This window comes from Micromonospora sp. SD12 (assembly GCF_052068495.1).
Lineage (GTDB): Bacteria > Actinomycetota > Actinomycetes > Mycobacteriales > Micromonosporaceae > Micromonospora > Micromonospora echinofusca.
This window is the reverse complement of sequence record NZ_JBQHDF010000021.1, coordinates 52,310-76,260: the sequence shown is the minus strand read 5'-3', so window position 1 is coordinate 76,260 and position 23,951 is coordinate 52,310. Positions and strand designations below refer to the sequence as shown.

Here is a 23,951-nt window from a genome sequence, read left to right as displayed (position 1 = left end):
AATCAGGGTCAGCTCGGGGTGTCCGCGCGCCGAACCCCGATGCGCGAGGGCCGTCACGCCTCGTAGCGTGCTCGCATGGCTCTGCACCGCACCGCCGCCGCGCTCGCTGCGGCCACCACCCTGATCGTCACCGCCGGGTGCGACAACCTGTCCTTCCGCCGGCTCGACTACGACAACACCGAGGCGGCCCGGATCAGCAGCATCCGGGTGCTCCCGGGGGCCGGCGACGTGACCGTACGCGCCATCGGCGCGCAGGACGAGGTGCGGATCAAGCGGGTGGTGCGTTACCAGGGCGGCCAGCCCGACGCGACGTACGAGGTCAAGGGCGGCGAACTGGTGCTGGACACCGACTGCGGCTCCCGGTGCAGCGTCTCCTACGAGGTCACCGCCCCGGACGGGGTGAGCGTGAAGGGCGAGACCGGCTCCGGTGACGTCGACCTGAGCAGGGTGGGCCCGGTGGAGATGCGGCTCGGCTCCGGGAACATCCGGGTGACCGCCGCCAGCGGCCCCGTACGCGCGGAGACCGGTTCCGGCAACATCCAGGTGGCCGGCGCCACCGGGCCCGTACGCGCGCAGACCGGCTCCGGCAACGTCGAGGTCGACGAGGCCGCGGGCGCGGTCACGCTGCGTACCTCGTCGGGCGACATCACCGGGCACCGCCTCGACGGCGGGGTGGACGCGGAGACCGGCTCCGGTGACGTCACCGTCGACCTCACGACGCCCGCCTCGGCGCGGGTGCACGCCTCCAGCGGCAACGTCGAGCTGGTCGTGCCGGCGGGCCGTTACCGGGTCCGCTCCAGCACCGACAGCGGCGACGCGGAACTGGGCGTCACGGACGACCCGTCCGCCACGCTGGTGCTCGACCTCTCCACCGGCAGCGGCAACGTGACGGTCACCCAGCGCTGATCTCGACGGTCTCCGGCTCCCGGGGCGCCGGCACCGCCGCCCGCCCCGTGGCGGGGGCACCGACCGTCTCGTCGCCGGCCGGGCGGGCGGTGTCGGGACGATCGACCGGCCAGCCGGCAGCCGCGCGGGTGGCGCCCGGACCGCCGGTGCGGCCGGCAGCCGTGCGGACGGTGGCCGGGGCGGGGCGGATGCGGCCGGGGACGAGCTCCGGCGGCCTGCGGGCCGCCACGTCCTCCACCCAGCCGACCAGGGCGGTCACCGCGGCGACCAGCGCGAAGACGAGCACCACCCGGATCGCCAGGCCGACCGGGTCCTGGTGCGACCAGCCCACCACGTCGACCAGCGGGGTGAGCGCCACCACGAACGGCATGTGCCACAGGTAGACGGTCAGCGCCCGCCGGTTGAACACGGTCACCACCCGGCCGAACGCGGCGCTGCGGTCCACCCACGGCGCGCTCGCGGGCCCCCGGCCGAGCAGCACGAGGACGAACGCCGCCGACCAGAGCGCGTTGCCCAGGGGGTTGTCGTTCAGGTCGTACCCGCGGGGACCGGGGTGGGTGACGATCCAGGCGGCACCGGCGGCGGCGAGGGCCAGCGCGACCGGCACCAGCACCCGGTTGGCGAGGCGGCGCAGCATGCCGGCCTGGTGGGCGAAGCCGAGCAGCCAGGCCCCGAAGTAGAGCCCGAACTGGTGCAGCGCCACCGGCAGCGCCGGGAGCAGGCCCAGCTCGGCCGCCGCGAGCAGGGCGTACGGGGCGACGAGGGTGGGCACCGGTGCGCGCCGGAACAGCCACAGAGCCACCGGCGAGGCGAGCACGAACCAGAGGTAGTCGCGCAGGTACCAGATCACGCTGAGCGCGATCGCACCCCAGCCGTTGGCCGGCGGGTCGGCGATGGGGAAGATCCAGAGCAGCACCTTCGGGGTCAGGGGCAGCCCGGTGAGCAGCATGGCCGGTACGAAGACGGCGGCGAGCACCCAGAGCGACGGCAACAGTCGCCGCAACCGGCGGACGACCGCCCCCGGTCCCCACCGGTGCAGCGAGGCCGCCATCAGCGAGCCGGCGAGCGCGAACATCACCGACATCGCCGGGAAGACGAGGGTCAGCGTGGCCCAACCGGTGACGTGGTAGACGACGACTCGAACGATGGCCAGGAAGCGGAGCAGGTCCAGGTATCGGTTTCGCATCAGCCTGCATCTATGTCCGGGGGTACGGGGGCTGTCCTATCCCCTACCCTCCGGGCCGAGCGCGGCAAACAGAAGGGAACCCACCAGAAGGTGACATCTTCCATACGTACGACCGATACCGATCATGCGCCGGACAGGCTCGAGGGCCGGGACGCGCCGCGCCCCGGCCCTCGGCGTCAGAAGCCCAGCTTGCGCAGCTGCTTCGGATCCCGCTGCCAGTCCTTCGCCACCCGGACGTGCAGGTCCAGGTAGACCCGGGTGCCGAGCAGCTCCTCGATCTGCCGGCGGGCCGTGGTGCCGACGTGCTTGAGCCGGCTCGCTCGGTGACCGATCACGATCGCCTTCTGGCTGGGCCGCTCGACATAGACGTCCGCGTAGATCTTCGTGAGCTGGCCCTCGGGGATCATCTCCTCGACGACCACCGCGATGGAGTGCGGCAACTCGTCACGGACGCCCTCCAGGGCGGCCTCCCGGATCAGCTCGGCGACCAGCACCTGCTCCGGGTCGTCGGTCAGCATGTCGTCCGGATAGAGCTGCGGCGACTCGGGCAGGTAACCGGTCATCACGTCGACCAGGGTGTCCACCTGGTGCCCGGAGACCGCGCTGACCGGCACCACCGCGGCGAACTCGCCCAGCTCGCTGACCGCGAGCAGTTGCTCGGCCAGCCGCTTGCGGTCCACCAGGTCGGTCTTCGTGACCACCGCGAGCACGGTGGCCTTCAGCTCGGCCAGCTCGCCGGTGATGAACCGGTCGCCCCGCCCGATCGGCTCGTCCGCCGGGATGCAGAGGCCGATCACGTCGACCTCGCTCCAGGTCTGCCGGACCAGGTCGTTGAGGCGCTCGCCCAGCAGCGTGCGGGGTCGGTGCAGGCCCGGGGTGTCGACCAGCACGAGCTGGGACTCCGGGCGGTGCAGGACGGCCCGGATGATGTGCCGGGTCGTCTGCGGCTTGTTCGAGGTGATGGCGATCTTCTGCCCGACGATCGCGTTGGTCAACGTCGACTTGCCGGCGTTCGGCCGGCCGACGAAACAGGCGAATCCGGCCCGGTAGGGGCGCGGCTGGAGGTCGCTCACTGCGCCGCCCCGCTCCGGGTGCCCCGAGGCGGCACGCCGCCGTGCCCGCTCACTCGACCACCGTGCCGAGGACGGACCCGTCCGGGGCGGCCACGTGGATCGGCGCGTCCGCGGCGAGGTCGCGTACCGCCGCGTGCCCGGCACCGTCCAGCGTCGACGCCTCGGTGACCACCACCGCGGCCTCCAGCCGGGTCGCGCCGGCCGCCACCGCCGAGGCCACCGCGAGCTGGAGCGCGGTGATCGTCAGCGAGGGCAGCGAGACGCTGGCCGCGGCGTACGTCCGGCCGTCCTGGTCGCGGACCGCCGCGCCCTCCACGGCGCCCACCCGGCCACGCGCGCCCCGCGCCAGGACGACCAGCTTGCCGTCCTCGGCGCTCAGCTCGACCGGGTCGGACGGGGTGGGCCGGGCGGCCGGTACGGCGGGTGACTCAGGCATCGGCGGGTTGCCTCTCCTCGGATCGGTTCGGGTCGTCCCGGTGTTCCGCGTGCTCGCCGCGGCCCGGGCCGTTCTGGGTGTCGGTCGACTCCGCCCGGCTGACCAGCACGGTGTCGATCCGGTTGCGTCGGCCGGTGGTGCCCTCGGCGATCAGCCGGAGCCCGGCCACCTCGGCCTGTGCCCCGGGGATCGGGACCCGGCCCAGGGACTGGGCGAGCAGGCCGCCGACGGTCTCCACCTCGTCGGTGGGGAGGTCGGTGTCGAACAGCTCGCCCAGGTCCTCCACCGGGAGCCGTGCGGTGACCCGCACCGCCCCGTCGTCGAGGTGCTCGACCGGCGGGCGCTCGACATCGTACTCGTCGGTGATCTCTCCGACGATCTCCTCCAGGATGTCCTCGATGGTGACCAGCCCGCCGGTGCCGCCGTACTCGTCGACGACGATGACCAGGTGGTTGCGGGCGGCCTGCATCTCCGAGAGCAGGTCGTCGACCGGCTTGGACTCGGGCACGAAGGTGGCGGGGCGCATCAGCTCGGCGACGGGGAGCTGCCGGTCCTCGGCGGCGCCGCCCTGGGTACGCCGGATCAGGTCCTTGAGGTAGAGCACGCCGAGCACGTCGTCGACGCTCTCGCCGATGACCGGGATCCGGGAGAAGCCGGAGCGCAGGAAGAGCGCCAGCGCCTGGGAGAGCGTCTTGCGCTCCTCGATCCACACCATCTCCGTACGCGGCACCATCACCTCGCGGGCGATGGTGTCGCCGAGCGCGAATACCGAGTGGATCATCTGCCGCTCGCCGTGCTCCACGACACCGCGCTGCTCGGCCAGGTCGACCAGCTCGCGCAGCTCCACCTGGGTGGCGAACGGTCCCTCCCGGAAGCCCCGGCCCGGCGTGACCGCGTTGCCGATGAGGATCAGCAGCGAGGCGAGCGGGTTCAGCGCCCGGCCCAGCCAGCGCACCAGCGGGGCGACGGAGCGCCCGACCACGTACGCGTGCTGCCGGCCGATGGTCCGGGGGCCGACGCCGACCACCACGAAGCTGATCACGGTCATCGCGCCGGCGGTGACCAGCGCCGCACGCCAGCCCGCGCCGAAGGTGTCCACCGCGACCAGCGCCACCAGGGTGGTGGCGGTCAGCTCGGCGAGCAGTCGCAGCAGCAGGAGCAGGTTGAGGTGGCGGACCACGTCCCCGGCGACGACCTGGAGCGTCCGCGCGCCCCGCGCGCCGTCGCGGGCCAGCTCGGCGGCGCGGGCGGGCGAGACCGCGGCCAGCGCCGCCTCGGTCATGGCGATCAGGCCGGCCAGCACCACCAGGCCGGCCGCGAAGAGCAGCAGTTGCAGATCGGGCAGGCCGGTGGCGCCGGCCGCCAGTGTCGGGGAGGTCATCACCGGGACCGGGTCGACCGCCAGCTCGCCAGCAGTCGGGCCTGGAGAGCGAACATCTCCCGCTCCTCCTCCGGCTCGGCGTGGTCGTAGCCGAGCAGGTGCAGCACGCCGTGGACGGTCAGCAGGTGCAGCTCGTCGGCGGCGGTGTGGCCGGCGGCGGCCGCCTGCTTCGCCGCCACCTCCGGACACAGCACGATGTCGCCGAGCAACGCGGGCTCGCCACCGGCGGCGGACGTCTCACCCGGCCCGTGGTCGACGCTGCCCTCGTCCATGGGGAAGGCGAGCACGTCGGTCGGGCCGTCGCCGCCCATCCACCGGTGGTTGAGCTCGGTCATGTAGTCGATGTCGACCAGCAGCACGGAGAGCTCGGCGAGGGGGTTGACCCCCATCTCGTCGAGGGCGTGCCGGGCCACGGCGAGCACGGCGTCGGTGTCGACGTCGACACCCGACTCGTTGGCGATCTCGATGGACAACAGTCTTCCCTCGGTCTATCGGCGCCGGCCGGGCCGGCCGCCCTGGGCGGAACGCCCCGGCACGGCGTGCACGCTCTGCGCCTGCTGGTTCTCCCGCTCGGCGTCCCAGCGGGCGTACGCGTCGACGATCTCCCCGACCAGCCGGTGACGGACCACGTCGGAGCTGGACAACTCGGCGAAGTGCACGTCCTCGACGTTCTCCAGGATCTCGCGGACCACCCGCAGGCCGCTGGTCGTGCCGCCGGGGAGGTCCACCTGGGTGACGTCACCGGTGACGACGATCTTGGAATTGAAGCCGAGCCGGGTGAGGAACATCTTCATCTGCTCGGGCGTCGTGTTCTGCGCCTCGTCGAGGATGATGAAGGCGTCGTTCAACGTACGCCCCCGCATGTATGCCAGCGGCGCGACCTCGATCGTGCCCGCCGCCATCAGCTTGGGGATGGAATCCGGGTCGAGCATGTCGTGCAGCGCGTCGTAGAGCGGGCGCAGGTAGGGGTCGATCTTCTCGTTGAGCGTGCCGGGCAGGAAGCCCAGCCGCTCCCCCGCCTCAACCGCCGGCCGGGTCAGGATGATCCGGTTGACCTGCTTGGCCTGCAACGCCTGGACGGCCTTCGCCATCGCCAGGTAGGTCTTGCCGGTGCCGGCCGGGCCGATGCCGAAGACGATCGTGTGCGCGTCGATCGCGTCGACGTAGCGCTTCTGCCCCAGCGTCTTGGGACGGATGGTGCGGCCGCGCCGGGAGAGGATGTTGAGCGTCAGGACCTCGGCGGGCCGCTCGGCGCCGCCCTGCTCGAGCATGCCGACGGTACGCCGGACGGCGTCAGTGGTCAGGGTCTCGCCTTTCTCGATGAGTTCGAGCAACTCGCTGAAGATCCGCTCGGCGAGGGCGTTGTCGGCGGGGGCGCCGGTGATGGTGATCTCGTTGCCCCGGACGTGCACGTCGCTGTTGACGGAGCGCTCGACCAGTCGCAGGATCTCGTCACCCGCGCCGAGGAGGTTGACCATGATCTTGGAATCCGGGACGGTGATCCTGGTCTGCACCCGGGGCGGGCCGGGAGGTGGGGTGCCGGTCATAGGTCGGGCCGAGGGGCCCTGCGCCACCTGCTCTCGATCTCGGCACCGGGCCTGCCTGGCGCGGCGCGCTGACGTTCCTGCCATCTTATCTTTCCAACGGCGGTGACACCCCGCCCATTTCCCCGGGTACGACCGGAGCGGACCGGCAGTGCCCAGGGGCGACCGGACGGGGTGGCCGCCCGGCCCCGGCCCGGCCCGTCCGCTCGCGCGTCAGGAGCCGGCCCGGAAGTCGTACCGCTCGAAGGTCTCCTGGTGGCGGGTGAACCGGTAGGTCGCCCAGTGCATCCGGACCACCGTGCCGTGCTCGTCCCTGGTCAGCCGGAGCAGTTCGCCCGCCTCCCGGCCCGAGAGCGTACGGAACACGTCCGGCCGGTCCGGCAGCGGGACGAAGACCGAGGGGGGCTTGCCCGCCGGGTCGTCGGCGCCCCGGGCCCGCAGTTCGCCGCCGTGCCAGGAGAAGACGTACTCGAAACCCTCCCCCCACCAGCGACCGAGCAGCCCGCGTACGCCTTCGGGGGCGGGCGGGCCCGGCCGCCACGGCGTGATGTCGGCGGGATCGTGCTCGACCGCGGCGGCCAGCAGCCGGTGCGGCAGGTCGAGGACCTCGCCGGCGGTGCCGGAGGAGCCGAGCACCGCGACCCCCATCGCGCCGGGGGTGCCCTCCCCGCCCCGCCGGCCGTAGACGCCGGCCAGGAATCCGGGCATCGCGCCGTCGTGGCCGACGTGCATGATCCGCTTGCCCTGCGGCACCAGGATCAGCCCCAGCCCGAAGCCGCCGGCCCAGAGCGTCTCGTCGGTGACCGTCGCCGGCCAGCGCATCTCGTCGAGCGTCGCCGGGGCGAGCACGGCGCCCGCCGGGTCCAGCGCCGCCGGGTCGGCGAGGAAGGCGGCCCAACGGGCCATGTCCGAGGCGGTGCTCCAGAGCTGCGCCGCCGGGCCGACCGCCCCGAAGTCGGTCGGCGGCTCGGGGTGCGCCTCGTCGGAGTAGGCGTCGACCAGGAACCCCGTCGCGGCGTACGGCCCGGGCGTCACCGAGGTCCCGGCCAGCCCCAGCGGGGTCAGCACCCGCTCGGCGAGCACCTCCGCCCAGGTGCCACCCCTCAGGTGGCCGACGAGCCGACCGAGCAGCGCCATGCCGAGGTTCGAGTAGTGGTAGCGGCGGCCCGGGGGCAGCACCCGCTCGGCCCGGGCCAGGTCGGCGACCAGCCCGTCGACGTCGGGCGCGCGCAGGGTGTCCCAGACGTCGCCGTACGGCTCCCGTTGCAGGCCGGCGGTGTGCGACAGCAGCCGGCGTACGGTCAGCCCACCGTGGGCCGGCAGGTCCAGGTGCCGGTCCAGCGGGTCGTCGAGGTCGAGCAGGCCGTCGTCGCGGCACTGGAGGGTCAGCACGGCGGTGAACGTCTTCGTGACCGACCCGATCCGGAACCGGGTGCCGGGCCCCAGCTCCGTGTCGTTGCCGGTCCCGCCGACGGCGCACGTCCAGAGCGGGCGGTCCGCCCGGTGCAGTGCCGCCGACACCGCCGGCACCCGGGCCTGCGCCTGGACCGTACGGACCATCCGCGACAGGCGGTCGTCGACCCCCGTCACGCGAGGTTCCGGGCCAGCATGGGGCCCAGCGGCGCCCCGCCGAGCACGTGCGCGTGCACGTGGAAGACCTCCTGGCCGCCGTACGCGCCGGTGTTGAACATCAGCCGGAAGCCGTCGCCGAGCAGCCCCTCGTCCTCGGCCACCGCGGCGGCCGTGGCGAGCACCTCCCCGGCGAGCGCCGGGTCGCCCTGGGCGAGCGTCGCCACGTCGGCGTAGTGCTCCTTCGGGATGACCAGCACGTGCACCGGCGCCTTCGGGTCGATGTCGCGGAAGGCGAGCGTGGTGGCGGTTTCCCGGACGATCGTGGCCGGGATCTCCCCGGCGACGATGCGGCAGAACAGGCAGTCGGTTCCCATCGGGGCAGTGTAAGGAAGGGCACGCCGCCGACGCCCCGGTGGCGGGTTCCCCCGCCGCCCTCCGGCGGCGGGTGACCTCACCGCCTGCGGGGTGGTTCCCTCGGCGCGGGCGGGGCGGGGCGGTCGGGCATGATGGCCGGCGTGACTTCACGGGCGGTACTGGTGACGGGGGCCTCGCGCGGCATCGGGCGGGCGGTGGCGACCGCGTTCGCGGCAGGCGGCGACCGGGTGGCGATCCACCACCGGGACTCCGCGGAGCTGGCCGACGGGCTGCGCGCCGAACTGCCCGGCGGGGGGCACGTCGTCGTCCGCGCCGACCTGACCGACCCGGACGCCGTACGGGCCATGGTCGACGAGGCGGCCGGCCTGCTGGGCGGGCTGGACGTGCTGGTCAACAACGCCGGCGTGTACGGCGAGCGGGACGCCCCGCACCCGGTCTTTGGCGCCTCCTACGAGCAGTGGCGCGCGCAGTGGCGGCAGGTGCTGGAGACCAACCTCACCGGGGCGGGCAACGTCATCTGGTGCGCCGCGCAGCACATGCGCGACCGGGGCGGCCGGATCGTCAACGTCTCCTCCCGGGGAGCCTTCCGGGGCGAGCCGGAGCAGCCCGCGTACGGGGCGAGCAAGGCGGGGTTGAACGCACTGGGCCAGTCGCTGGCGGTGGCCCTCGCCCCGTACGGCATCACGATCGCCACGGTCGCCCCGGGCTTCGTGGAGACCGACATGACCACCGGCCACCTGAGCGGGGATCGGGGCGCCGCGATCCGGGCGCAGAGCCCGTTCAACCGGGTGGCCCGCCCCGAGGAGATCGCCGCCGCCGTGCACTGGCTCGCGTCCCCGCAGGCGGAGTGGGCCTCCGGCACCATCGTCGACCTCAACGGCGCGTCCTACCTGCGGAGCTGACCCGGGCCCCGTCCCTCAACGAACTCCCAGCGTGGCGGGGGTGACGGTGGGCACTGCCGGGGTAAGGGTTGCCGGCATGACGGACAGCGTGCTGGACCTCACCGACGACTACCAGGTGGTCGACGGTCACGACGACGATCCCGTACTGCTGCGCCCGGACGGCAGCCCGGTGGACACCTGGCGGGAGGACTACCCGTACGACGAGCGGATGGCGCGCACGGAGTACGACCACCACAAGCGGCTGCTCCAGATCGAGCTGCTAAAGCTCCAGGACTGGATCCGGGAGTCCGGCGAGCGTCTCGTGATCCTCTTCGAGGGGCGCGACGCGGCCGGCAAGGGCGGGACGATCAAGCGCTTCATGGAGCACCTCAATCCGCGCGGCGCGTCGGTGGTGGCCCTGGCCAAGCCGAACGAGCGGGAGTCCACCCAGTGGTACTTCCAGCGGTGGCTCGGGCACCTGCCGGCGGCCGGCGAGATCGTGCTGTTCGACCGGTCCTGGTACAACCGCGCCGGGGTGGAGCGGGTGATGGGCTTCTGCACCCGCAAGGAGTACCTCGAGTTCCTACGCCAGGCCCCCGAACTGGAGAGGATGCTGGTGCGCTCGGGCATCCGCCTGGTCAAGTTCTGGTTCTCGGTGTCCCAGAACGAACAGCGCACCCGGTTCGCCGTCCGCCAGGTCGACCCGGTGCGGCAGTGGAAGCTCTCCGACATGGACATCGCCTCACTCGACAAGTGGGACGAGTACACCGAGGCCAAGGAGGCGATGTTCTTCTACACCGACACCGCCGACGCCCCGTGGACGGTCGTGAAGAGCAACGACAAGAAGCGGGCCCGGATCGAGGCGATGCGCCACGTGCTGAGCCGCTTCGACTACACCGACAAGGACCACGAGGTGGTCGGCGTACCGGACCCGCGGATCATCGGCCCGGCCGGGCTTGACCTGGACCCGCAGGAGCAGCCGGTCCACGTCTTTCCCAGGCTCTGACCCCGCCGGGCGCCCGCCCCGACCAGCCTGGACGCGATGCCCTGGCCGGCGACGGTCACCGACGAGGCCCGCACCGCCGGTGACCGACCCCCGTCGGGCCGGGTGCCGCCGTCGGTCACCAGTGGCCGAGGCGGGTGGCCAGGACGCTGAGGGCAGCCACCCCGGCGGTCGACGTACGCAGCACCGAGGGTCCCAGCCGCACCGGCCGGGCGCCCGCCTCGGTGAAGGCGGTCAGCTCGGCCGGGGCGATGCCGCCCTCCGGGCCGACGACCAGCACGATCTCGCCGGCGGCGGGCAGCTCGACGGTGGTCAGCCGCTCCCGCGCCTCCTCGTGCAGGACGAACGCCGCGGCGGCGCCGGCGATCCGGCGGGCCACCGTCGCGGTGGACTCGTCCGGAGCGCCGGCCACCACCGGAAGCCACGATCGGCGGGCCTGCTTCGCCGCCTCCCGGGCCGTCGCCACCCACTTCTCCCGGGCCCGGGCGCCCCGGTCGCCGCGCCACTGCGCCACCGAGCGGGACGCCGCCCAGGGCACGATCTCGTCCACCCCGACCTCGGTCATCGCCTGCACGGCCAGTTCACCCCGGTCGCCCTTGGCGATGCCCTGCACCACCACGAGCCGGGGGACGGACGCGTCGACGTACCCCCGGGAGACGACGTCGAGTTCGAGGGTGCCCCGGCCGACGGCCGTGACCACCGCGGACGCGGTGCCGCCCCGGCCGTCGGCGAGCAGCAGTTCCTCGCCGACGCGCAGCCGTTGCACGGTGGCGGCGTGGTGCCCCTCGGGGCCGCCCAGGGTGAGCTGGTCGGCGGTGGGCAGCGACTCGACCAGGAACAGCGGCGCGGACACGACGATCAGGCTAGCCGCCCTGGCGGACCCCGGGGCGGTCAGGCCGGTCAGGCGTGGCCGTTGAAGGCGTCGCGCATCCGGGAGAAGAAGCCGCCCTGCTTGGTGAGCTCGGCGACCTCCTCGCCCCGGGTCTTGGCGAAGTCGCGCAGCATCTTCTCCTGGTCGGCGTCGAGCTTGGTGGGGGTGCGCACGTCGAGGTGCACGTAGAGGTCGCCCCGGCCGGTGCCGCGCAGGTGCGGCACGCCCCGCGCGCGCAGCCGCATGGTGCTGCCCGGCTGGGTGCCGGCCTTGACGTCGACCGTCTCCTCGCTGTCCAGCGTCTTGATGGTCAGCCGCGTGCCGAGCGCCGCCGCCGTCATCGGCACCGTGACCCGGCAGTGCAGGTCGTCGCCCTTGCGGGAGTAGACGTCGTGCGGCCGCTCGTGGATCTCCACGTAGAGGTCGCCGGCCGTGCCGCCGCCGGGGCCGACCTCGCCCTGCTGGGCGAGCCGGATGCGCATGCCGTCCTCGACACCCGCCGGGATCTTGACGGTCAGCGAACGCCGGGTGCGGACCCGGCCGTCGCCGGCGCAGGTCGGGCACGGGTGCGGAATGGTGGTGCCGTAGCCCTGGCAGACCGTGCACGGCCGGGCGGAGACCACCTGACCGAGGAAGGTGCGCTGCACGGACTGCACCTCGCCCCGGCCGGCGCACGCCTCGCAGGTGGCCAGGTGGGTGCCGGCCGCCGTGCCGGCGCCGGAGCAGGTGGTGCAGAGCACGGCGGTGTCGACGGTGATCGGCGCCTCGACGCCGAACGCGGTCTCGTGCAGGTCCAACTCCAGGCGCAGGATCGCGTCGGCGCCGGGCCGGGTCCGGGGTCGGGGACCCCGCGAGCCGCCGGCCGCGCCGCCGAAGAACGCGTCCATGATGTCCTGGAAGCCGACGAACGGCCCGGCGCCGCCGGGGCCACCCGGGCCACCCGCGCCCCCGCCGCCGGGGGCGAGCGGGTCGCCGCCCAGGTCGACGATCTGCCGTTTCCGGTCGTCCGAGAGGACCTCGTACGCGGCGTTGATGTCCTTGAACTTCTCCTGGGCCTCCGGATCCGGATTCACGTCCGGGTGGAACTGCCGCGCCAGCTTGCGGTAGGCGCGCTTGATCTCGTCGTCGGAGGCTTCCCGGCTCACCCCGAGAATGCCGTAGTAGTCCCTGGCCACTGCGTTCCGTGTCCTCATGTTCGTCTCGCGTTGCGCCGGTCGGCGGCGGGAGCCGGCCGTCGGCCCTGACTGGTCAGTTCTGGGCCAGCAGCTCGCCCACGTAGCGTGCCACGGCCCGCACCGTGGCGATGGTGCCGGGGTAGTCCATCCGCGTCGGCCCGAGCACACCGAGGCCGCCGACGCTGGTCGTGCCCGGCCCGTAGCCGGTGCTGACCACCGAGGCGGCGCGCAGGTTGTCGATCTCGTTCTCGTCGCCGATCAGCACCCGCGTCGTGCTCGGCTCGGCCTCGCCGATGAGCTTGAGCATGACGACCTCCTCCTCCAGCGCCTCCAGGATGGGGCGCAGGGAGCCCTGGAAGTCGAGCAGGCCACCCCGGGTGAGGTTGGCCGTGCCGGCCAGCGCGATCCGCTCCTCGTGCCGCTCGATCAGCGTCTCCAGCAGCACGGTGGAGAGGGTGGTCATGGCCGGGCGCAGGTGCGGCACCGACTCCTCGACCAGGGCCTGCACCAGCGGCGGGGTCTCCGACAGCCGGGTGCCGACCAGCTTCTCGTTGACCAGCCGGCGCAGGTCGGTGACGTCGTCGGCGGGGATCGGGGCGGGCAGCTCGACCAGCCGCTGCTCGACCCGGCCGGTGTCGGCGATCATGACGAGCATCAGCCGGGTGGTGGAGATCGGCACCAGCTCCAGGTGACGCACCGAGGAACGGGCCAGGCTCGGGTACTGCACGACGGCGACCTGCCGGGTCAGTTGCGCCAGCAGCCGGACGGTGCGGTGCACCACGTCGTCGAGGTCGACGGCGCCGACCAGGAAGCGCTCGATGGCCCGGCGCTCGGCCGGGCTGAGCGGCTTGACCCGGGACAGCCGGTCCACGAAGAGCCGGTAGCCCCGGTCGGTGGGCACCCGGCCGGCGCTGGTGTGCGGCTGGCGGATGTAGCCCTCCTCCTCCAGCACGGCCATGTCGTTGCGGACGGTCGCCGGCGAGACCCCCAGCTGGTGCCGTTCGACCAGCGCCTTGCTGCCCACGGGCTCCTGCGTGGCGACGTAGTCCTCGACGATCGCGCGCAGCACGGCGAGCTTGCGGTCGTCGAGACCCATCCTCCCCACCTCCTGTCGCACGTCGGCACCGGCACGCGGGGGCCGGGCGGGCTGGTTGCTGGCACTCGACTGTAGCGAGTGCCAGTCTACGTCGGCGGGGCCCCCGACGCGATGATCGACCTGGGGCGATCGGTCCGATCGCCGACCGTGCCGGCCCGTCCGCGGGCGCCCGGGACCGGCCATTCGGACATCCCGACCGGTGTCACGCTGGTGCCGCCTTGCCGGCTGCCCCTACCGTGACCTCCATGACCGAACCACCTCGCCCTCCCGGAGCGGGGGACCCCGGCTTCCCGCCGGACCCGACCGCCCCGTCGGGGGTCCCCGGCCCCGCCGGCTCCGACGAATCCACCGCTCCACTGTCCGGGGCACCGGGCCCGGGCAGCCATCCTCCGCCCGGTGGCTATCCGCCGCCCACCGGTGACCAGCCGCCGTCGGGCGGCTATCCCCCGCCCGGCGCGTACCCGCCGCCCGGCGACCTTCCCCCACCCGGTGGCTTCCCGCCGCCCGGGGCCGGCTATCCGCCGCCCGGTGGCTTCCCGCCGCCCGGGGCCGGGTATCCCGGCGGGGGCGGCTACGGTGCGCCGACGGGCGGCTACGCCAGCAACGACGACAAGAACTGGGCCCTCATCGCCCACTTCGGCGGCGCGGTCGGCGTGATCGTCGGCGGTGGCCTGCTCGGCTGGCTGGCGCCGCTGATCGCGCTGATGGCCCGGGGGCAGCAGTCCCCGACCGCCCGGGCGCACGCCGTCGCGGCGCTGAACTTCCAGCTCACCTGGACGATCGTCGGGGTGCTGAGCTGGGTGGTCACGCTGATCACCTGCGGGGTGCTGTTCTTCGTCCCGATGCTCGTCTGGCTGGTGCCGCTGATCTTCGGCATCATCGGCGGCGTCAAGGCCAACGAGGGCGTGCTCTACCGCTACCCGATGACCTACAGCTTCACCAGGTGACCCGGGTCGGCCGCTCCCCCGGCCGGCCCCGGCACGCGGTTCAGGGCAGCAGGTCACGCACGACCGCGTCGGCGAGCAGCCGGCCGCGCAGGGTCAGCACGGCCCGCCCGGCCGCGTGCTCGTCGGCGGCCAGCAGCCCGGCGCCGAGGGCCCGCGCGGCACCGGCCCGGCCGGCCTCGTCGAGGGCGTCCAGCGGCAGCCCGGAGGCGAGGCGCAGCCGGAGCATGACGTCCTCCATGTGCGCCTCGTCGGCGGTGAGCACCTCGCGGGCCAGGCCGGGCGACCCGCCGCCGGCCAGCCGCTTCGCGTACGTCGTGGGGTGCTTGACGTTCCACCAGCGCACGCCGCCGACGTGGCTGTGCGCGCCCGGGCCGAGACCCCACCAGTCGGCGCCGGTCCAGTAGAGCAGGTTGTGCCGGCACCGGGCCGCCTCGTCGCGGGCCCAGTTCGACACCTCGTACCAGGAGAGACCGGCCGCGCCGAGGGCGGCCTCCGCGGCGAGGTAGCGGTCCGCGGCGACGTCGTCGGAGGGGTACGGCAGCTCGCCGCGCCGCATCCGCGCGGCCAGCCGGGTGCCGTCCTCCACGATCAGGGCGTACGCGCTGACGTGGTCCACCCCGGCGGCGACGACCTGGTCGAGGGAGGCGGCGAAGTCGGCCTCGGTCTCCCCCGGCGTGCCGTAGATCAGGTCCAGGTTGACGTGGTCGAACCCGGCGTCGCGCGCCTCGCGGGCGGCGGCGACGGCCCGGCCGGCGCTGTGCGTGCGGTCGAGGATCGCCAGCACCCCGGGGGCGGCGGACTGCATGCCCAGCGAGATCCGGGTGTAGCCGGCGGCCCGCAGCGCCTTGAGCGACTCCGGCGTGACCGACTCGGGGTTGGCCTCGGTGGTCACCTCGACGTCGGGCGCGAGCCCCCACGTGCGGTCGATGCCGTCGAGGATCCGGGCCAGGTCGTCGGCGGGGAGCAGCGTCGGGGTGCCGCCGCCGACGAACACGGTGTCGACCCGGGGCGGCGGGGCGTCGCCCAGCACCCGGCGGGCGAGCGCCAGCTCGGCCAGCACGGTGTCGGCGTACCCCTCCCGGCTCGCCCCGCCGCCCAGCTCGGCGGAGGTGTAGGTGTTGAAGTCGCAGTAGCCGCAGCGACTGGCGCAGAACGGCACGTGCACGTACACGCCGAAGCCGCGCGCGCCGACGGCACGGGTGGCGGTGGCGGGCAGCGACCCGTCGACGGGGACGGTTTCGCCTTCTGGAAGGACGCCGGGCATGGCCACTAGTGTGCCCTTCCATGACCTCTCCCGACGTGCTCGTACGGGCCGCCACGGCCCGTGGGGTGACCACGCTCACCCTGGACAGCCCGCACAACCGCAACGCGCTCTCCACGCCGCTGATGACCCAGCTGCTGGCCGGCCTCGCCGAGGCGGTCGCCGACGACGCCGTACGCGTGATCGTGCTGGACCACACGGGCCCGGTCTTCTGCTCCGGCGCGGACCTGAAGGAGACCGCCGCCGCGTACGCCAGCGGGACCGTGCCGGCCGGGATGCTCGGCGACGTGCTCGCGGCGGTCTGGGAGTGCCCGAAGCCGGTGGTGACGAAGGTGGCCGGTCCGGCCCGGGCCGGCGGCCTGGGCCTGATCGCGGCGGCCGACCTGGCGGTCTGCGCGCGGGAGGCGACGTTCGCCTTCACCGAGGTGCGGATCGGGGTGATCCCGGCGGTGATCTCCGCGACCGTGCTGCCCCGGCTGCACCCCCGCGCGGCGGCCGAGCTCTACCTGACCGGCGACACCTTCGACGGCCGGCGGGCCGCCGAGATCGGCCTGGTCACCGCCGCCGTGCCGGCGGACGGGCTGGACGCGGCGGTTGCGGGGTACTGCGACTCTCTGGTGCGGGGGGCACCGGGCGCGCTGGCCGGGGCGAAGCAGCTGCTGCGCCGGCCGCCCGCCACGGACCTGCGGACGGAGATCGCCGGGCTGTCCACCCTGTCGACCGGGTACTTCCTGTCGGAGGAGGGGCGCGAGGGCGTCCTGGCGTTCCGGGAGAAGCGGCCGGCGCGCTGGGTGCCGACCGACGGCGACGCCACGGCGGGCGAGGGGCGGTAGGGCGAGGACCGCGCGGGGGTGCAGCCGGGGCAGCACGGTCGCGGCCGGTGACGCCCGGGTGAGGCCGCGCGGGAAACGGGAACGTCCGGACCCCCGGGCCGCCTGGTGGCCGGTGCCACACCGGGCGGTCGGGCGGAACCGGTCGGACGACCCGCAAGGCGCCACGGGGGACGTACGCTTGTCGGACTGTCGATCAGGGGGTGTGGGTGCGTACTCGCGCAGTCGTGGCGGGCGGCGTCGTCCTCGTCGTCCTCGCCGTGGTCGGGATCTGGGTCGTCGTCCGGCAGATGGGCGGGCAGTTGCGCCTTCCCCTGGCCAGCCGGACGTGCACGGTGCAGGCGGACGGCCGGGTGGCGCTGGACGCCGACCAGATGGCCAACGCGGCGACGATCGCGGCCATCGGCATCCAGCGCAAGATGCCCGAGCGGGCCGTCGTCGTCGCGCTGGCCACCGCCTACCAGGAGTCCGGCCTGCGCAACCTCGCCGGCGGCGACCGCGACTCGGTCGGGCTGTTCCAGCAGCGCCCGAGCCAGGGCTGGGGCACCCCGGAGCAGATCCGCGACCCCCGCTACGCGGCCGGCAAGTTCTACGCCGGGCTCAAGAAGGTGCGCGGCTGGGAGCGGATGCGGGTCACCGACGCGGCGCAGAAGGTGCAGCGCTCGGCCTTCCCCGAGGCGTACCAGAAGTGGGCGGACGAGTCCGAGGTGCTGACCCGGGCCCTCGTCGGACACGCCACCGGCGCCGTCGCCTGCACTGTGGGCCGCGACCCGGCGATGCGCGGCGAGGCCGCCGCGATCGCGCTGACCCGCGGCCTGGCGCTGGACTGGGGCCTGGCCGGCGCCAGCACCGCGGCGAGCCTGACGGGCCTGACGGTCCCCGCCGCCGACGAGCGTCGGGGCTGGCGGTACGCGCACTGGCTGGTCTCCCACGCCCAGGACCACGGCGTGAAGCGGGTGCGCTTCGGCGACCTGGAGTGGACGGCCCGCGCGGGCACCTGGAACCGGACCGACGACGCCCCGGCCGACGGTCGGGTGGTCGCGGAGGTCTTCGCCGAGGCGTAGTGGCCCTCGATCTCCTTACCGGCAGTCACCGCGTAAACCGGCATTACGGTCGATAGGCCCCGTCGAATCCCCGACACGCTGCGCGGCGTGACCGCACTACTCCCCTGGGTCCGCGCTACGGTCGCATATCGGGCCGGGTAGTACCTCGCCCCGGAACCAGCGCGTTACGATCGGCGGCCTGTGCCAGCAATGGTTTCGCCTCATGGGGAGGGGTACGTCGAGGTGTTCGACTACGGCGACCGGACCGGTTACGAACCGATCAGTGACACCGACCGCAAGGAGTTCCACGAGCAGGGCTTCCTCCTGCTGCGCAACGTGCTGACGGAGGACCACCGGGCGGCGCTGGAGGCGGCGGTGGACCGCGTCTACGCCGAGGAGCAGGCGAAGGGCACCACCACCAAGGACGGCACCCTGCACCTGCTGGGCTTCCTGGAGCGCGACGAGCTCTTCGGTGACCTGCTGACCCACCCGATCGCCTTCCCGTACATGTGGGGCCTGGCCGGCTGGAACATCTACACCCACCACAACCACCTGGACGTCACCCCGCCGGCGGCGGAGCCGGAGAAGCCCTACTGGGGGTGGCACCAGGACGGGTACCGGCAGAACTCCGACCCGGAGACGATGGACCCGAACCTGCCCCGGCCGATGTTCTCGCTGAAGGTGGCCTACGTCCTGTCCGACCTGTCGGAGAAGGGCCGGGGCGCCACGAAGGTGATCCCGGGCAGCCACCTGTGGAACTCGCTGCCCCGCCCGGAGGACACCTCCGTGCACAACCCCGACCCGGAGGGCACGGTGGAGATCACCGCCAACCCCGGTGACGCCTTCATCTTCGACCGCCGCCAGTGGCACTCGCGGTCGACCAACCTGTCGACCATCACCCGCAAGATGCTCTTCGTCGGCTACACGTACCGGTGGATCCGGCCGCTGGACGAGCTGCACATCGACAAGGACGGCGAGTGGTGGGCCAACCGCACGCCGGTGCAGCGCCAGCTCTGCGGTGAGGGCACCCACACCGCCAACTACTGGGGCATCAACTGGGACGGCTACATCGACGACGAGATCCCGCTGCGCAAGGAACTCAAGCAGCGCGGTCTGCTCGACCGCAGCGTGCCCTGGCTGCGCTGAGCCGCACCCGCGCCGACGCCGGACGGGCCCCCTCCCCCACGGGACGGGGCCCGTCCGTTCGTGTGGGTCGCGCCGGTCAGCCCGTGCCGGCGAGCCGACGGCGTGCCTTCTCCCGGAGCCCTTCCGGCAGGTCGGCAGCGTCGAGCAGCCGGGGCAGCAACTCCGGCTCCAGGCTCAGGGCCCGGAACACCTCGCCGATCGTCACCCCGTGCGCGGGCCGGTCCACCACCGCGACCGGGTCGCCCGGGCCGACCTCTCCCTCGCGCAGCACCCGCAGGTACGCCCCGGGCGCTGCCCGCGCCGTGAACCGTTTGATCAGGTCGGGCACACCCCAGAAGCCGGCGAACGTCCGGCAGGGCGTACGCGGCTTGGTCACCTGGAGCAGCGCCGAGCCGACCGCCCACTGCTCCCCGACCACGGCGCCCGTCACGTCCAGCGCGTGCGTGGTGAGGTTCTCCCCGAAGGCGCCGGGGCCGATGTCGCGGCCCAGCTCCCCCGCCCACCAGGCGGCGTCCTCCCCGGCGTACGCGTAGACCGCCTGGTCCGGGCCGCCGTGGTGGGCGCGTTCGCCGATGAAGTCGCCGGCCACCCCGTCGGTGCGCAGCAGCGCCGGGCCGTCGACCGGCCGCTTGTCGATGCCACTGCGGCCGCTCGCGTCGCCCGCCCATTTCGCCTCGGTCACGATGCCGATGTTCACCGAAGCCAGCCTGCCCGTCATGGCGGTCAGCCTAGCCCGCGCGGCCGTCGACGACGGGGGCCGGGAAGGGCCCCCCGGCGTCGGCGGGGGCCCTTCCCGGCACGGGCTCAGCCCTTGACGGCTCCGGCCACCAGCCCGGAGACCATCCGCCGCTGCACCAGCAGGAAGAAGACGATCACCGGCAGGGTGAACAGCGTGGAGGCGGCCATCACCGGGCCCCAGGCGGTGTCGTCGCGGCCGAAGAAGAACGTCATCGCGACCGGCAGCGTGTAGCTCTCCTGGTCGTTGATGAAGGTCAGCGCGAAGATCAGCTCGTTCCAGGCGGTGATGAACGAGAAGATGCTCGTGGCCACCAGCCCGGGCGCCACCAGCGGGAAGAGCACCTTGCGGAAGGTCTGCGCCCGGCTGGCCCCGTCGATGGCGGCGGCCTCCTCCAGTTCCTTGGGCACGGCGGCGACGAAGCCGCGCAGCATCCAGACCGCGAACGGCAGCGAGAAGCCGAGGTAGGTGAGGATCAGGCTGGGCAGGGTGTTGTAGAGCCCGAGCCGCTGGATCATCAGGAACAGCGGGATGACCAGCGCCTCCAGCGGGATCATCTGCACCACCAGCAGCATGATCAGGAACGTGGTCCGCAGCTTGAACCGGAACCGGGCCACCGCGGTGGCGGCCAGCAGCGCAACGAGGCCGCTGAGCACCACCGTGGAGACCGCCACCAGCGCGCTGTTGAGGAAGAAGTCGGCGAACGTGACGCCCGGGATCAGGTTGCCGGTGAGGATCTGCCGGTAGTGCTCCAGGGTCGGCTCGCTGGGCACCGGCCGGGGGGTGGACGAGAAGATCTCCGAACTCGGCTTCAGCGAGGTCGCGATCATCCAGTAGACCGGGAACGCCGCGAAGAGCGCCACCAGCAGCCCCGCGCCGTTGAGGGCGAGCCGCTTCGCACCCCCGCCGCCTCCGCGTCGCGTCACGCGTCCTCCTCCTGCTTGAGCACCATGCGGACGTAGAGGCCGGTCACCACCAGCAGGATCAGGGTGAGGATCACCGCGATCGCGGCACCGAGGCCGTACTTCGGCGGGGGCGAGAACGCCTCCGCGTACGAGTAGATGGAGAGCATGAACGTCGGCCGGTCCTGCGTACCGCCGGCCAGCACGAACTGCTGGGTGAAGACCTTGAAGTCCCAGATCGTGGAGAGCACGACCAGGATCCCGAAGACCGGCCGCAGCAGCGGGAAGGTGATCTTCCAGAACACCTTCCACGGCCCGGCCCCGTCGACCCGGGCCGCCTCGTGCAGCTCGCTCGGCACGCTCTTGAGCCCGGCCAGCACGCTGACCGCGATGAACGGGAACGAGTGCCAGACCACCACCAGGGTCAGGATCGAGAAGAACAGCAGGGGCGAGTTGAACCAGCCGTAGCCGGTCCAGTCACTACGCCCGAAGAGGCTCTGCGACAGCCCGTCGGGCAGCGCGTTGAACAACCAGGTGACCAGGCCGCTCGTGTCGTCGAAGATCCACTTCCAGACGATCGTGCCGGTCAGCGCCGGGGTGGCCCAGGCGAGCATCACGCAACTGGCCACGAAGGCGGCCATCCGCCTGCCGAGCCGGTTGAGCAGCAGCCCGACCAGGGTGCCCAGCACCATCGTGAGCGCGACGTTGGCCACGGCGAAGAGCACCGTGTTGCGCAGCACCGTCAGGAAGAACGGGTCGCTGAGGATCTCGGCGTAGTTGCCGAGGCCCACCCACGGCCACTCGCGGTCGCCGCGCAACTGTCGGACGTTGTTGAGCTGGTGGAAGGACATCACCACCACCTGGCCGAGCGGCCAGAGCAGTAGCACGCCGATGATCACCAGACAGGGCAGGAGCAGCAGGTAGGGCAGGCGGTCCACCCGGCGACGCCGCCGCGCGGGGGTCTCCCGCGCGGCGGCCGTCTCCGGCGCCTCGGTCAGCGTGGTCACTTGGCGTTGAGGATGCTTTCCATCTCCGCGGCCGCGTCGGCGGTAGCCTTCTCGACCGTCTTCTGACCCTTCATGACCGAGCTGTTCATCGCCTGGGTCACCGTCTTGGTCCGGCTGACCTCGACCCACTTGGGGGTGAGCGGCGTGAGCTTGGTGTTCTGCATCGTGGTGGCGAACGCCGCCATGATCTTGTCGCTGGCGTACTTGTCGCCACCGACGAGGTCCTTGTAGACCGGGAAGAAGCCGAGGCTGTCGGCGAACGCCTGGTCGTTCTTCTTGTTCAGCAGCACGGTCAGGTAGTCCCAGGCGAGATCCTGCCGCTCGCTGTCCTTCCAGATCGCGACGTCGGAGCCGCCGGCGAAGCCGGGCGCCGCCTTGCCGTCGGGGCCGGGGATCGGGAACGTGCCCCAGACCTTCTCGATCTCCGGGTTGTCCTTCTTGATGGCGCCCTGCTGCCAGCTACCGCCGAAGGCCATCGCCGCCTTGCCGGTGGCGAACTGCGTCCGGGCGTCGATCTCGTTCCAGCCCGCGGCGGCCGGCGGGGCCACCTTGTGCACGGTCACCAGGTCGGTCCAGAACTTGACGGCCTTCTGCGCCTCCGGCGTGTTGTAGCCGGACTTCCAGGAGTCGCCCTGCTGCGTCGCGATCTCCGCGCCGGCGCCCCAGAGGAACGAGTAGAAGGGCAGCTCGGAGTTGCCGGGCAGCGCGATGCCGTACGTGCCGGGCTTCTTGGCCTGCACGGTCTTGGCGGCGGAGACCAGTTCCTCCCAGTTCGTCGGCGGCTTCACGCCCGCCTCGGCGAACCAGTCGGTGCGGTAGTACATCCCCCGCACGCCGGCGTACCACGGCACGCCGTACTGCTTGCCGTCGAGCTGGGCGTTCTTGACCAGGTCGGGGAGGATGTCCTTGCCCTCGGTCCAACCGTTCATCCGGTCGGTCACGTCGGCCAGCGCCTCCTGCGCCGCCCAGCCCTGGGTCTCGGTGTTGCCCAGCTCCGTGATGTCCGGCCCTTCGCCGCCGGCGAGGGCGGCCTGGAACTTCTTCGGCGCCTCGAGCCAGGGGATGTACTGGACCACCACGTCCGTGTCCGGGTGCTTCTGCCGGAACTCGGTCTCGACGCCGTCGAGGAACTTGGTCTGCGCCTCGCTGCCCTCGCCCATCATCCAGACCGTGAGCTTGCTGTTGTCGGCAGCCTTGTCGTCATCGGAGCCACCGCAACCGGCCAGGACCATCGCGGCCGAGGCCACGACGGCGGTGACCGGGGCCAGCCGCTTCCACCTGTTCACGCCACATCTCCCTCGCGCCGCTTGGCACTAACCTTCTCCGCCGCACCTTAGTAGGAAAAATTCCTTTACGACAGTGGGCGGTCGGCGGAAGAGAGGCGACGGTACCGCAGCGGACCGATCACGCGCGGCCCGGCGCGGGGGCGAAACCGGACGCACCGAGACCATCCGGGCGCACGCGAAACGGGCGCCCGACCTGTGCGGTCGGACGCCCGTCGAGCGGTACGGGGATTACCGGTGGGTGACGCTGCGGCGACGACCCACGCCGGCCACCAGGGCCACCGCGATCGCGGCCAGCACGACCTGGACCAGCAGCTCGCCCCAGTCGATGCCGGCGGTCGACGTGGCGATACCCATCGCCCGAGCCAGCACGGTGCCCAGCAGCGCGGCGCCCACACCGATCAGCATGTGCAGCCACATCGGCATGTTCTGGCGGCCCGGCACGAGCAGGCGACCCAGAGCGCCGACAATGAGACCAACGATGAGCGCGGTGACGATGCCCCAAACGGTGAGCTCCATGTCGCCCTCCTCCTTGAAAGAATCAGTTCCACTGTCCGTGGTGTTCCTGTCGTGACCGCTAAGTTCCCGACCGCCCGAAAATCCAAACCGACTTTCCGGGGCACCGTTCCGACGGGCGCCCGGACCGGACTTCCGGCACGGCCGCGACGCCGCCCCGGTCGACCGGAGGCCGGGTGCACGCGCGCGCGGGAATCCCTGCGACGGGACCCCGGGCGTACGCGAAACGGGCGCCCGACCTGTGCGGTCGGACGCCCGTCGAGCGGTACGGGGATTACCGGTGGGTGACGCTGCGGCGACGACCCACGCCGGCCACCAGGGCCACCGCGATCGCGGCCAGCACGACCTGGACCAGCAGCTCGCCCCAGTCGATGCCGGCGGTCGACGTGGCGATACCCATCGCCCGAGCCAGCACGGTGCCCAGCAGCGCGGCGCCCACACCGATCAGCATGTGCAGCCACATCGGCATGTTCTGGCGGCCCGGCACGAGCAGGCGACCCAGAGCGCCGACGATAAGACCAACGATGAGCGCGGTGACGATGCCCCAAACGGTGAGCTCCACGTCGCCCTCCTCCTTCTAAAAGAATCAGTTCCACTGTCCGTGGTGTTCCTGTCGTGACCGCTAAGTTCCCGACCCGCCAAAAACCCAAACCGGTTCGATCGAGGAGGACGACGTCGTACGTCAATGGCGCACCGCGCGGCGAATGGCCCCGGGCGATCGTCCGCGCAGGTCGCGCCCTTGCCCGCGGTGGGTTTCGGCGGGGCCGCCGGGGCCGGAAAA

At 72.7% G+C, this 23,951-nt stretch carries 25 protein-coding genes; 7 read left to right on the top strand and 18 right to left on the bottom strand.

Features of this window, described 5'->3' with window-relative positions:
- Positions 1-75: 75 nt before the first annotated feature.
- Complete coding sequence (locus ACTMS2_RS26520; RefSeq protein WP_441177840.1) at positions 76-906, top strand: DUF4097 family beta strand repeat-containing protein; 831 nt, start codon at positions 76-78, stop codon at positions 904-906.
- On the opposite strand, the gene ACTMS2_RS26515 is transcribed toward ACTMS2_RS26520, so the two are convergent.
- The 8 genes from ACTMS2_RS26515 to ACTMS2_RS26480 form a co-directional block, all read right to left on the bottom strand.
- Entirely contained in the window at positions 893-2,092 is a 1,200-nt protein-coding gene (locus tag ACTMS2_RS26515) for an acyltransferase family protein (RefSeq protein WP_441177839.1), read from the bottom strand. The genes ACTMS2_RS26520 and ACTMS2_RS26515 overlap by 14 nt on opposite strands.
- Before the next feature lie 176 nt (positions 2,093-2,268).
- On the bottom strand, positions 2,269-3,165 hold the full coding sequence (era, locus tag ACTMS2_RS26510; protein WP_441177838.1) for a GTPase Era: 897 nt from the start codon (positions 3,163-3,165) through the stop codon (positions 2,269-2,271).
- Between the two features lie 49 nt (positions 3,166-3,214).
- On the bottom strand, positions 3,215-3,601 hold the full coding sequence (locus tag ACTMS2_RS26505) for a cytidine deaminase (RefSeq protein ID WP_101412356.1): 387 nt from the start codon (positions 3,599-3,601) through the stop codon (positions 3,215-3,217).
- The gene (locus tag ACTMS2_RS26500) at positions 3,594-5,006 is read right to left on the bottom strand and encodes a hemolysin family protein (protein WP_441177850.1); all 1,413 of its coding nucleotides are present in this window, start codon (positions 5,004-5,006) and stop codon (positions 3,594-3,596) included. Before ACTMS2_RS26500 ends, ACTMS2_RS26505 begins: the two co-directional genes overlap by 8 nt.
- Positions 4,982-5,455: an rRNA maturation RNase YbeY gene (gene ybeY, locus ACTMS2_RS26495; RefSeq protein ID WP_101412357.1), complete on the bottom strand. Its 474-nt coding sequence runs from the start codon at positions 5,453-5,455 to the stop codon at positions 4,982-4,984. Before ybeY ends, ACTMS2_RS26500 begins: the two co-directional genes overlap by 25 nt.
- Positions 5,456-5,470: 15 nt before the next feature.
- On the bottom strand, positions 5,471-6,529 hold the full coding sequence (locus tag ACTMS2_RS26490) for a PhoH family protein (RefSeq protein ID WP_357662803.1): 1,059 nt from the start codon (positions 6,527-6,529) through the stop codon (positions 5,471-5,473).
- A gap of 210 nt (positions 6,530-6,739) precedes the next feature.
- The gene (locus ACTMS2_RS26485) at positions 6,740-8,116 is read right to left on the bottom strand and encodes a serine hydrolase domain-containing protein (protein ID WP_441177837.1); all 1,377 of its coding nucleotides are present in this window, start codon (positions 8,114-8,116) and stop codon (positions 6,740-6,742) included.
- On the bottom strand, positions 8,113-8,472 hold the full coding sequence (locus tag ACTMS2_RS26480; protein WP_088998892.1) for a histidine triad nucleotide-binding protein: 360 nt from the start codon (positions 8,470-8,472) through the stop codon (positions 8,113-8,115). Before ACTMS2_RS26480 ends, ACTMS2_RS26485 begins: the two co-directional genes overlap by 4 nt.
- 141 nt (positions 8,473-8,613) lie before the next feature.
- On the opposite strand from ACTMS2_RS26480, the gene ACTMS2_RS26475 reads away from it, so the two are divergent.
- Positions 8,614-9,375, top strand: a complete 762-nt coding sequence (locus tag ACTMS2_RS26475; protein ID WP_441177836.1) for an SDR family NAD(P)-dependent oxidoreductase — start codon at positions 8,614-8,616, stop codon at positions 9,373-9,375.
- A gap of 76 nt (positions 9,376-9,451) precedes the next feature.
- A complete protein-coding gene (ppk2, locus tag ACTMS2_RS26470; protein ID WP_441177835.1) occupies positions 9,452-10,360 on the top strand; it encodes a polyphosphate kinase 2 in 909 nt (302 codons plus the stop codon).
- A gap of 115 nt (positions 10,361-10,475) precedes the next feature.
- Here the strand turns inward: ppk2 and ACTMS2_RS26465 are convergent, their stop codons facing one another.
- From ACTMS2_RS26465 to hrcA, 3 genes are all read right to left on the bottom strand, one after another.
- The gene (locus ACTMS2_RS26465; RefSeq protein WP_441177834.1) at positions 10,476-11,210 is read right to left on the bottom strand and encodes a 16S rRNA (uracil(1498)-N(3))-methyltransferase; all 735 of its coding nucleotides are present in this window, start codon (positions 11,208-11,210) and stop codon (positions 10,476-10,478) included.
- A 47-nt stretch (positions 11,211-11,257) separates the two neighbouring features.
- Positions 11,258-12,403, bottom strand: a complete 1,146-nt coding sequence (gene dnaJ, locus ACTMS2_RS26460) for a molecular chaperone DnaJ (RefSeq protein ID WP_172896642.1) — start codon at positions 12,401-12,403, stop codon at positions 11,258-11,260.
- 73 nt (positions 12,404-12,476) lie between these two features.
- Positions 12,477-13,499: a heat-inducible transcriptional repressor HrcA gene (gene hrcA, locus ACTMS2_RS26455; RefSeq protein ID WP_101412363.1), complete on the bottom strand. Its 1,023-nt coding sequence runs from the start codon at positions 13,497-13,499 to the stop codon at positions 12,477-12,479.
- A 245-nt stretch (positions 13,500-13,744) separates the two neighbouring features.
- Here hrcA and ACTMS2_RS26450 point away from each other — a divergent pair, with 245 nt between their 5' ends.
- Positions 13,745-14,446 carry a DUF4870 domain-containing protein gene (locus ACTMS2_RS26450; RefSeq protein ID WP_441177833.1) on the top strand — a complete coding sequence of 234 codons (702 nt, stop codon included), beginning with the start codon at positions 13,745-13,747 and terminating at the stop codon, positions 14,444-14,446.
- 40 nt (positions 14,447-14,486) lie between these two features.
- Here the strand turns inward: ACTMS2_RS26450 and hemW are convergent, their stop codons facing one another.
- Positions 14,487-15,710 carry a radical SAM family heme chaperone HemW gene (gene hemW / locus ACTMS2_RS26445; protein ID WP_441177832.1) on the bottom strand — a complete coding sequence of 408 codons (1,224 nt, stop codon included), beginning with the start codon at positions 15,708-15,710 and terminating at the stop codon, positions 14,487-14,489.
- A gap of 20 nt (positions 15,711-15,730) precedes the next feature.
- Here hemW and ACTMS2_RS26440 point away from each other — a divergent pair, with 20 nt between their 5' ends.
- The 3 genes from ACTMS2_RS26440 (at position 15,731) to ACTMS2_RS26430 (ending at position 18,726) form a co-directional block, all read left to right on the top strand.
- Positions 15,731-16,540 carry an enoyl-CoA hydratase-related protein gene (locus ACTMS2_RS26440; protein WP_441177831.1) on the top strand — a complete coding sequence of 270 codons (810 nt, stop codon included), beginning with the start codon at positions 15,731-15,733 and terminating at the stop codon, positions 16,538-16,540.
- 200 nt (positions 16,541-16,740) lie between these two features.
- Entirely contained in the window at positions 16,741-17,601 is an 861-nt protein-coding gene (locus ACTMS2_RS26435; protein WP_441177830.1) for a hypothetical protein, read from the top strand.
- 189 nt (positions 17,602-17,790) lie between these two features.
- Positions 17,791-18,726 carry a phytanoyl-CoA dioxygenase family protein gene (locus tag ACTMS2_RS26430; protein ID WP_088998884.1) on the top strand — a complete coding sequence of 312 codons (936 nt, stop codon included), beginning with the start codon at positions 17,791-17,793 and terminating at the stop codon, positions 18,724-18,726.
- 76 nt (positions 18,727-18,802) lie between these two features.
- Here ACTMS2_RS26430 and ACTMS2_RS26425 read toward each other — a convergent pair whose 3' ends face one another.
- The 6 genes from ACTMS2_RS26425 to ACTMS2_RS26400 form a co-directional block, all read right to left on the bottom strand.
- Positions 18,803-19,444, bottom strand: coding sequence for an MOSC domain-containing protein (locus ACTMS2_RS26425; RefSeq protein WP_441177829.1), 642 nt, complete (start codon positions 19,442-19,444; stop codon positions 18,803-18,805).
- An 86-nt stretch (positions 19,445-19,530) separates the two neighbouring features.
- Positions 19,531-20,388: a carbohydrate ABC transporter permease gene (locus ACTMS2_RS26420; RefSeq protein WP_101412369.1), complete on the bottom strand. Its 858-nt coding sequence runs from the start codon at positions 20,386-20,388 to the stop codon at positions 19,531-19,533.
- Positions 20,385-21,371: a carbohydrate ABC transporter permease gene (locus ACTMS2_RS26415; protein ID WP_441177828.1), complete on the bottom strand. Its 987-nt coding sequence runs from the start codon at positions 21,369-21,371 to the stop codon at positions 20,385-20,387. The genes ACTMS2_RS26420 and ACTMS2_RS26415 overlap by 4 nt, the downstream gene beginning before the upstream one ends.
- Positions 21,368-22,657, bottom strand: a complete 1,290-nt coding sequence (locus ACTMS2_RS26410) for a sugar ABC transporter substrate-binding protein (RefSeq protein WP_357724322.1) — start codon at positions 22,655-22,657, stop codon at positions 21,368-21,370. The genes ACTMS2_RS26415 and ACTMS2_RS26410 overlap by 4 nt, the downstream gene beginning before the upstream one ends.
- Before the next feature lie 228 nt (positions 22,658-22,885).
- Positions 22,886-23,173 carry a GlsB/YeaQ/YmgE family stress response membrane protein gene (locus tag ACTMS2_RS26405; RefSeq protein WP_088998878.1) on the bottom strand — a complete coding sequence of 96 codons (288 nt, stop codon included), beginning with the start codon at positions 23,171-23,173 and terminating at the stop codon, positions 22,886-22,888.
- Between the two features lie 271 nt (positions 23,174-23,444).
- Positions 23,445-23,732: a GlsB/YeaQ/YmgE family stress response membrane protein gene (locus ACTMS2_RS26400; RefSeq protein ID WP_088998878.1), complete on the bottom strand. Its 288-nt coding sequence runs from the start codon at positions 23,730-23,732 to the stop codon at positions 23,445-23,447.
- Between the last annotated feature and the right edge of the window lie 219 nt (positions 23,733-23,951).